9 protein-coding genes and 1 pseudogene are annotated in these 9,243 nt (G+C 42.3%); 9 read left to right on the top strand and 1 reads right to left on the bottom strand.

The genetic code is table 11. The features are described from left to right. Positions 1-78: 78 nt before the first annotated feature. Positions 79-414 (bottom strand): DUF4168 domain-containing protein, encoded by a 336-nt coding sequence (locus tag NJ959_RS20510; protein ID WP_254013599.1) that lies wholly within the window; start codon positions 412-414, stop codon positions 79-81. Between the two features lie 452 nt (positions 415-866). On the opposite strand from NJ959_RS20510, the gene NJ959_RS20505 reads away from it, so the two are divergent. The 9 genes and pseudogenes from NJ959_RS20505 to NJ959_RS20465 all read left to right on the top strand — a co-directional run bounded on the left by NJ959_RS20505 (position 867) and on the right by NJ959_RS20465 (position 8,979). Next, positions 867-2,366, top strand: a complete 1,500-nt coding sequence (locus tag NJ959_RS20505) for a glycosyltransferase (protein ID WP_254013598.1) — start codon at positions 867-869, stop codon at positions 2,364-2,366. A 504-nt stretch (positions 2,367-2,870) separates the two neighbouring features. Continuing rightward, positions 2,871-3,992, top strand: coding sequence for a glycosyltransferase (locus tag NJ959_RS20500; RefSeq protein ID WP_254013597.1), 1,122 nt, complete (start codon positions 2,871-2,873; stop codon positions 3,990-3,992). 10 nt (positions 3,993-4,002) lie between these two features. Continuing rightward, entirely contained in the window at positions 4,003-4,659 is a 657-nt protein-coding gene (locus tag NJ959_RS20495) for a Wzz/FepE/Etk N-terminal domain-containing protein (protein WP_254013596.1), read from the top strand. Further along, complete coding sequence (locus NJ959_RS20490) at positions 4,634-4,840, top strand: sugar transferase (protein ID WP_254013595.1); 207 nt, start codon at positions 4,634-4,636, stop codon at positions 4,838-4,840. Before NJ959_RS20495 ends, NJ959_RS20490 begins: the two co-directional genes overlap by 26 nt. Before the next feature lie 364 nt (positions 4,841-5,204). Beyond that, a complete protein-coding gene (locus tag NJ959_RS20485) occupies positions 5,205-6,038 on the top strand; it encodes an ABC transporter permease (RefSeq protein ID WP_254013594.1) in 834 nt (277 codons plus the stop codon). A gap of 508 nt (positions 6,039-6,546) precedes the next feature. Beyond that, positions 6,547-6,732 (top strand): annotated as a pseudogene (locus tag NJ959_RS20480) (transposase); the annotation flags it as partial. A 2-nt stretch (positions 6,733-6,734) separates the two neighbouring features. Further along, the gene (locus NJ959_RS20475) at positions 6,735-6,974 is read left to right on the top strand and encodes a hypothetical protein (RefSeq protein WP_254013593.1); all 240 of its coding nucleotides are present in this window, start codon (positions 6,735-6,737) and stop codon (positions 6,972-6,974) included. Beyond that, a complete protein-coding gene (locus NJ959_RS20470; RefSeq protein ID WP_309242675.1) occupies positions 6,947-7,699 on the top strand; it encodes a glycosyltransferase family 4 protein in 753 nt (250 codons plus the stop codon). Before NJ959_RS20475 ends, NJ959_RS20470 begins: the two co-directional genes overlap by 28 nt. 143 nt (positions 7,700-7,842) lie before the next feature. Beyond that, complete coding sequence (locus tag NJ959_RS20465) at positions 7,843-8,979, top strand: glycosyltransferase (protein ID WP_254013592.1); 1,137 nt, start codon at positions 7,843-7,845, stop codon at positions 8,977-8,979. Positions 8,980-9,243: the final 264 nt, after the last annotated feature.

Genomic DNA, 9,243 nt, shown 5'->3' with positions numbered 1-9,243 from the left:
GGCAAGGGGAAGAGTGAAACTATTTTTTTACTTCATACTTCATACTTCATCCTTCATCCTTCATCCTTCATCCTTCATTTACCTTTGATTGAGGCGAATTAATTCAGTTTGGATTCGCTTTTCTAAATTGGGATTCCCTTGGGCAGTTGCCGTAATTTGATTAAATTGAGTTATGGTCAATTTGTAGCTTTCAATATCTTTTTTCGCTTGATTGCAGTAGGCGACGGCAATTTTCTGCACATCACCAGGAAGACGAGAGATGGTGTCTCGTTTAGTGCAATTAATTTCAGATACTTGCTGTTTTTTGACGATCGACTGAATTTGAGCGTAAATCTCTTGCCGCCTTGGTTCAATCGCCATGACAGCACTGGCATAATTTGTGATATCCTCAGTTTTAATCGATTCTGGTGACACTGTAGGGATTGAGGTCCTTGAGTTGGAGGGAGAGTTAGAACCACATCCCGATAAAAGCACCAGGATTCCGGCAAGTGAACCCGTGGTCGATCTAATTCTGTTTCTGTAGGATAGGGAATCCTTCTTGTGAAAATTTCTATTCATAACAGTCAGATTTAGGCACGATTTGTAAGTATTTAGGGTCAAGATCGAAAATCCCGATCAATATCAACTTGTCAATAGCTGGGAATTATCGCCAACTTCTAAACTACCAAAAATATTGGTAAACGTATCTAATTTGATTATTCTTCATCCTTCACACTTCATCCTTCATCCTTTACACTTTGTCCTTCACACTTCATACTTGAGAAACTATCATAGATATGGGGGCACATTATTGTCGTTCCCTGATTTGTCGTTCAGACTAAGCGGCAAACCATCTCCCACCCATTCAGCTCTACTGCCATCTCTCGATGCACATTGGATTTCTCAACCCTCAAGGCAACTTCGATCCATACGATCGCTATATTACCGAACATCCTGATTTTGGCGGACAATTGGTCTATGTAAAGCAACTTGCGATTGCGATCGCATCACTTGGTTATCATGTGGATATTCTCACCCGCCAAGTCGTCGATCCAGAATGGCCTGAATTTGCGGAACCCTTTGATGCTTATCCCGGTGTGGCAAACGTCCGGATTGTTCGTTTGCCCGCAGGACCAAAAGAATTCCTGCGCAAAGAGTTACTCTGGCCTTATCTGGTGCGAGACTGGGTTCCCAATATCCTTAAATTTTATCAGGATGAGGGCGCTTTGCCAGATATTATGACTGCTCATTATAGCGATGGTGGATTAGCTGGTGTGCTGATTGAGGAAAAAACAGGCACACCCTTTACTTTTACCGCCCATTCTCTGGGGGCACAGAAAATGGATAAAATGAAGGTAAGTCCAGATAATATCGCCCAACTTAATGAGTATTATTACTTCGGTCGTCGCCTCATGGTAGAACGATTGAGCATGAATCGTTCCGCTATTAATATTACCAATACCAAACTAGAACGTTTTAAACAATATAGTCATCAGGCCTATCGCGACGCAGTTAACGTCGATGATGATACTCGCTTTGCCGTAATTCCACCGGGAGTAGACCCAGCGCTGTTCAGCACCAACGTTTGCGCCTATAATGAAGAAGCGATCTATCAACTAGTTACGGATCGAATAGCACGGGATATCACCGAGTCGCGGCGGGATTTCCCTGCGATCCTAGCATCAAGCCGCTTAGATCCGAAAAAGAATCTTTTGGGATTAGTAAAAGCTTTCGCCTATAGCCAAACCCTTCAGGAACAAGCTAATCTAATATTGATTACCGCTGGACTGGAAAACCCGCTTCACGAGCAGGCGAAAGACAAACAAACCGAACAAACTGTATTAGTTCCAATCCGCGAGGTAATCCAAAATCATAACTTATGGGGCAAGATTAGCGCATTTTGCGTCCCAGATCATCCAGCATTAGCTGCTACCTATCGGTTTTTAGCCAAACGCCGTTCCGTCTTTGCCCTCACTTCTCTGTTTGAACCCTTCGGATTAGCCCCATTAGAAGCTGCTGCTGCTGGATTACCTGTAGTTGTAACTGACAATAGTGGAATTAGGGAAAACTTGCAAGAAGGAGGTAACGAATATGGTGTTTTGGTTAACCCAGATGAGCCTGCTGATATTGCGCGGGGATTGGAGCGGTTAATTGGCAATACTGAGGAGTGGGAACGTTTGGCAAGGGATACCCAGTATTGGGTATTGAATAATTATACCTGGGAGAGTACTGCCCAAGGTTATCTTAGTGCGATCGCGCAGATTTTATCTTCTCCTAAAATTAGTCGTCGCGCTGAGTTATTGCCAATTCATCCCTTCTTTCTCAATCCCCAACTTGATGATGATATTTCCCTGGAGGAATTGAGTCGGCTCTACTTTGGTGATTAAGTCAGGACTTACACAGCTACATTACATAAGGATACAATTCAGCACTCCAATCTAGGATTGAAATCACACTATAGGGCGATGGTAGATCTTGCGATCGCGACCTGAAATGGGATAATAACACGATATCTGGGTAACTAGTGCCGCTACGCGGAAGTCAAAAGTCAAAAGTCACGCATTCAAAAGAATTGATTGGTAAGGCTTTGAGAATTTTGTCACTGGTGGGAAATTTTCTGCCGCGCTGCACTAGTAGTCCGCCAAGCTAGTTTTGAGAGGTTCCAGGTTTTTCAGAAAAACCTGGTTTCTGACTAACCCATCACCCATCAAGTTGGTGGAATACTAGAAAGCAAAAGGCTGTTTATCACCATACATCTCCGGAAATTAGGCATCAGAAACTGTAACACAAGGATGTCAGATTAATTATCGGAGATATCTAAATGCTGACTCTATTGATAACTTTAAATACCCAACCTTTGATTGGCTTATTTCAGGAGGAAGAGTGGGATAGTGAAAATTGCTCTCGTACATGATTATTTGACCCAAAGAGGTGGAGCTGAACGTGTATTTGAACTCCTCTGTAATTACTTGCCAGGTGCAGATATTTTTACTTCGTTGTACGATCCAAAACGCACTATTGATTTAGGAGAACGTCTGGTAAAAACAACTAAACTTCAGAGTATTCCAGGGGCATCAAAGTACTTCAGACTATTGGCTCCCTTTTATTTTCAAGCATTTCAAGCATTAGATATGCAGGAGTACGATCTGATTATCAGCAGCACCACGGCATTCGCTAAAGCGGTGCGAAAAAAACCAGAAGCCAAGCATATTTGTTTCTGTCATAACGTCACTCGTTTCTTATGGGACACAAAAATATACCTCCGAGAATATAAAGCCTATAAGCATTTGTTGCCTCTCCTTGAAAAGATATTTAATCCGATGAGAAATTTGGACAAAAACTATGCTCTTGAACCAGATTTTTACATTGCGAATTCTACCACTGTAGCCAAGCGTATTGAAAGAATATATGACAAGCCAGCATGGGTAATTAACTATCCGATTGACAGCAAACAATTTGTTTTTTCAGACCAAAAAGAAGACTTCTTTTTAGTATCATGCCGTTTACTTGGATACAAGCGAGTCGATGTGGTAGTAGAAGCCTTTAATTGGCTGGGATGGCCTTTGTTAATTGCCGGAGACGGACCAGAGCGCAAGCGTTTAGAAGCAAAAGCCTTGCCAAATATTCAATTCTTGGGATATGTTAGCGATAAAGAACGGAGTCAGTTAATGGCAAGAGCTAGAGGTGTGATTGTTGCCGCATTGGAAGACTATGGATTAGTGCCCATCGAAGCCAATGTCAGTGGAACCCCAGTGATTTCCTACGGTAGAGGTGGTGTATTAGATACTCAGATACCTGGAGAAACAGGAGTATTTTTTGAGAAGCAGACACCAGAGTCAGTACATGCTGCCATCCTAGAAGCCAGTAAAATATCATGGAATTATGCCAAAATCAGGGATCATGCTATGAATAATTTTTCCGAAGAGGTGTTCTTCGATAAAGTAGAAAAAATGCTGGCAACAGTCTGCGGGGTAAACCTTGTAGACTTGCTCAATTCAACCGTTAAATTATAGTGAAATAGCGATGACACAAAGCAATCTTCCTGAAACTGAAACCGATTTCGGTTATGGGCAATTGTTTGCCATTTTACTGCGTCGAAAATTTTGGCTCTTGGGTGTATTCTGCGCCGTATTAGCGATTGCCATCCCTATTGCTCTGAAGAAAGCACCTACCTATCAGAGTTCGATGCAGCTATTAATCGAACCTTTTGTTCAAGAGAAACAACAAAGTAAAGATGGAGAAAAACAGTTTACTGACTCCAATGTTGAGGTAGACTATACCACTCAGCTAAACCTGATGCGTAGTTCCCAACTCATCCAAAAAGTCGTAAATTCGCTCCAAGCTCAGTACCCGAAACTTGAAGTAGATGAAATAAAAAAAATCCTAACTTTAAGTCGCATCGTTGAGGATAAAAGCGAAACAAAAATTGTTATCGTAGACTACATAAGTAAAGATCCGATTGAAACTCAAAAAGTATTACAATCCCTTCAAAAAGTCTATCAAGATTACAACCTAGAACAGCAGAAACAGCGCTTATCTGACGGGCTGGCTTTTATCGACAATCAGTTAGTAACCGCTGCTAAAAATGTTAGTCGGGCGGAACGCTCTCTGAACGCTCAAGTCAAAATGGAATGTTGCAGTGAGCAAGTACAACTTGGACGAATTGTCTCAATTAATTAATGTGTTGCGTGGTGAAATGAGTTTGGTGGGTGCGCGTCCCTGTGCTATATATAATGCAGTAGGACTCAGCTTAGAGGAGCAGCGCGAACTAAATGCGCAGCCTGGAATGATTGGATGGCAGGTAGGATCGGAAATGAGTGTGGTAGATTTGGAGCAAGCAAGCCAAGGGACTGGAATGTAATGTACTGATGAGATTGATTGCTCCCAGGCGGGAACTCTTAACAGAGAAGAGAGTTAGGACAAAGGCAAATGTTGGTAAGTAAACTACCCGCCACCAAGCTGGATACAGCTATGGTGGGGGCTTTTAAAGAGAGCTTAGAGTTTACCCGACTAAGTACTTCGTGTACTACGATTTTTAGGTCATCTCACCTACAAATGCCCAGACTTCGGCGTGAGCGCTCAGACTTCGGCGAGATCAGTCGAGCCGTCGAACGCCAGTTTATAGCACTGAGGTCAACAATTAAACAGGTATATTGGGTTGAAACCAGTGTTGTTGACGTAAAAAGCCTTTAAATCATTTAGAACATCTAAAATCGAATTACCTGATGGTGAATCAAAATCCGCCTGAATTAATCTTAGAAGCAGGTCGTGCTGAACAGCAATATTGGAAAGACTTGTGGCGTTATCGCGAGTTATTTTACTTCCTCGCTTGGCGCGATATCTTGGTGCGCTACAAACAGACAGCCATAGGGATGGCGTGGGCACTGATTAGACCTTTTCTAACGATGGTGGTCTTTACGGTAGTATTTGGGAATCTAGCCAAGTTACCCTCTGAAGGTGTGCCCTATCCGATTCTGGTTTTCTCGGCTATGCTACCCTGGCAATTCTTTGCTAATTCTTTGGCTGAGTGTAGTAACAGCTTGATTGGCAATGCTAACCTGATTTCCAAGGTCTACTTTCCCCGGTTAATCGTCCCGACTAGTGCGGTAGTGGTTAGCTTTGTGGATTTTATGGTTTCGGGGATGATTTTGCTAGGATTGATGGCTTGGTATAACTTTGTCCCAAATTGGCGCATTTTGACCTTACCATTGTTTATTGCGATCGCGTTTGCCGCTTCAATCGGCGCAGGACTTTGGTTAGCGTCGCTGAATGTGAAATATAGAGATTTTCGGTATATTGTCCCGTTTATCGTTCAGTTTGGGTTATATATATCTCCTGTAGGCTTTAGTAGCAGCATTGTGCCGGAAAAGTGGCGATTGCTTTATTCGATCAACCCGATGGTGGGTGTAATTGATGGTTTTCGCTGGGCTATTTTGGGTGGAGAATCGCGGCTTTACTTGCCTGGATTTATTTTATCGGTAGGTTTTGTTGCTTTGCTGTTTGTGAGTGGAATCTGGTATTTCCGCAAAATGGAACGGACGTTTGCTGATGTGATTTAGGCAGGAATTGAGCGCATGTCTGATACAGTGATTCGGGTTGAGAATCTGGGGAAGAAATATATTATTAGTGGGACTTAATTAGTGGGACTTAAACAGATATAAAGGGAAAAAAGGGTATAATACTTAAACAGAGGCAGTTTCAGGTTAAAAAAGACTCAATGAAAGAAACTACACCCTCGGCGATGCCCCCATGCTTTGATAGATGGTGCAAACGCTTTGATGATCTGTTGAGTCATCAAGCCCAAAAACGGGAGTTTAGGAACTATATAGGGCTTGCTGAATAAGTTTTTGGTGAGCTTTCAAAGAAGCAGGGGAGCAGGGGAGCAGGCTTCCGCCGTGAGCATCAGCCGAACGGGAGCAGGGGGGAAATCCGAGCTTATTTTTTTGCCAAGTTTCCCAAAAGTGCAAGGATTTTCAGCATCTGAGTGCAAAAACCTGGCACTTTATGAACCTTTAATCGTCCTCTAACCCTTGAGGTATAAGGATTTTAGACTTGTGCAGCAAGCCCTATATAGGCGGATTATTGGGAGAAAGTGAGCGAAAAAACCTCTCTCAAATGGCTGGAAACGGCGTGGGAGTGGAATATCACCGATTACATCATTTTCTGACGGAAGCACCTTGGTCTGCCCACGAGATCAACGCCCGTCGCCTAATGGTGATGAATCAGTGCAGTCAAACTCGGATTGCCCGAGGATCTTGATTACCATAGAGCCATTTTCCACAGCTATTAGTTCGCGGCTTGCCTCTCTATCAAATCCTGAAGATCTTAGTTACCAAACGCGGTTAGGAGGTTATGGTAAGTTCCTTGCTATTGCCCTGTTTCAGTATTTGGGTAAGGGATTGGGAAATAACGTTGATTTTGGCATGGGCGGTAATGATAAACGAAATATCAAGAGTTGTAGAACTTTATTGAGAATGGTGCAAGATCTCAATTAGAACAGAGAGTCTATAATCGTTGCGATCGCTTTATTGTCCTCAGTAAGGCTTTTGGTACTATACTCCATCAAGAATATCACATCCCTTGGAGTAAAATTAATGTCATTCCCGGTGGAGTCGATACTAGTCGATTTCAAGCTAACTTATCTCGCCAAGAAGCGCGATCGCAACTAAATTGGCCTCAAGATCGTAAAATATTATTTACCCCGCGCCGCCTCGTCAATCGCATGGGAATTGATATATTATTGAGTGCGATCGCAAAAATCAAATCTAAGCTTCCCGATGTTTGGCTAGCCATTGCTGGTAAAGGGGTACTGCGAGATTCTCTAGAAAAACAAGCAACAGAATTAGGATTAAGTAACCACGTCCAATTTCTTGGTTTTTTACCCGATGAACAATTACCTATAGCTTACCAGGCGGCTGACATTACCGTTGTTCCCAGTCAATCTTTAGAAGGATTTGGACTAATTGTACTAGAATCCTTAGCCTGTGGTACTCCAGTGTTATGTACCCCTATAGGGGGAATGCCAGAAATCTTAGCACCTTTCTCACCCGAATTAATTACTGAGGATACCGATGTGGATGCAATCGCATTAAAATTAGAAGGATTACTGACTGGAAAAATATCCATCCCTTCTCGAAACGCCTGTCGCGACTATGCTGCTACTAATTTTAACTGGACTAAAATCGCCCAGGAAGTACGGCAAGTTATATTGAAATCTTAACAGGAATATCTCTAAATTCAAAGTTCGTAATAAGCGCTTAATCGCTTACTACAAACCAATGTTATTTTCTCATGTAAAATCTCGTATTCTCCATAAACTTTCCGTACCTTGGTGTTTAAATATAATCTTGACAACAAAAAACTATGAAAATACTATTTGTAGATCAAAGTGGCAAGCTAGGGGGGGCAGAATTATCCCTAACCGATGTCTCACAACCTTATCAAACCTGTTTAGTCTGCTTATTTGCCGATGGACTATTTAGAGAATTACTAGAGAAAAAGCATATCCCTGTTCAAGTTATTGCGACTGAGCAAATTAAAGTTAGTAAAGAAAGTGGTATTCTTGAAAGCTTAAATAGTCTTACTTCTCTTCTGCCTCTAATTAAACAGATTACCAAAATAGCTAAGAATTACGATTTAATTTATGCCAACACTCAAAAAGCATTAGTAGTTAGTGCCTTATCCAGTTTTTTCAGTCGTCGCCCTCTAGTTTATCACCTCCGGGATATTCTATCACCCGACCACTTTAGCCGCACCAATCGTACCGTTGCCGTAACTCTAGCCAATCGCTTTGCTTCCTTAGTTATCGCTAACTCTAAAGCAACTCAAGATGCTTTCATCGCAGCAGGAGGGCGAAAAGAAATAACAGAAGTTGTCTATAACGGTTTTACCCCAGAAAAATATATTACCACAGAAGCTAATATTACTAAAACCAGACAAGACTTAGGACTTGATGGTAAATTTATAGTAGGTCATTTCAGCCGCATATCGCCTTGGAAAGGACAAGATATTTTACTTGAAGCCCTAGCAAAATGTCCCAATGATATCTCAGCTATCTTCGTAGGTGATGCCCTCTTTGGCGAACAAGATTATGTAGAATATTTGCACCAACAAGTTACCGCCCTCAACCTCAAAGAAAGGGTGAAATTCTTAGGATTTCGTTCTGATATTGTACCCCTAATGTCAGCCTGTAATTTAATCGCCCATACTTCAACCGCACCGGAACCCTTTGGGCGAGTAATTGTGGAAGCAATGCTCTGCGGATGCCCTATCGTTGCGGCGGCGGCTGGAGGTGCGATGGAATTAGTGGAAAATGAGGAAACAGGATGGCTCTTTTCTCCTGGAAATTCTCAACAACTTGCTGACATTATTATCAATTGTCGAAATCGCTCAGAAGAAGCTAAACTTATTGCTAATAGAGCTTTGATTCAGGCTAGTCAACGCTTTGATATGGTTGCTATCAATCAACAGATTGCTCAATTAATTAACAGGAAGCTATAGTTGACACAATTATATGACTAGAATTTTCAATAAAGCGGTTAAAACCGCATCTACACAGAGAAAACCCGCCGTCGCGGGTTATAATACGCTTGATTATTAGTCCGCGCAGGCGGACTTAGTTTGTGTAGCCGCGATTTCCAATCGCCCAGGCTTATTGCAATTGTTGCTAGAATTTTCAATAAGGCGGTTAAAACCGCATCTACACAGACAAAACCCGCCGTCGCGGGTTATAATACGCTTGATTATTAGTCCGCGCAGGCGGAC

It is taken from the genome of Limnofasciculus baicalensis BBK-W-15 (assembly GCF_024178385.1).
Taxonomy (GTDB): domain Bacteria; phylum Cyanobacteriota; class Cyanobacteriia; order Cyanobacteriales; family Coleofasciculaceae; genus Limnofasciculus; species Limnofasciculus baicalensis.
Note: the sequence above shows the minus strand (reverse complement) of the source record. Positions and strands in the feature narration are given on the sequence as shown.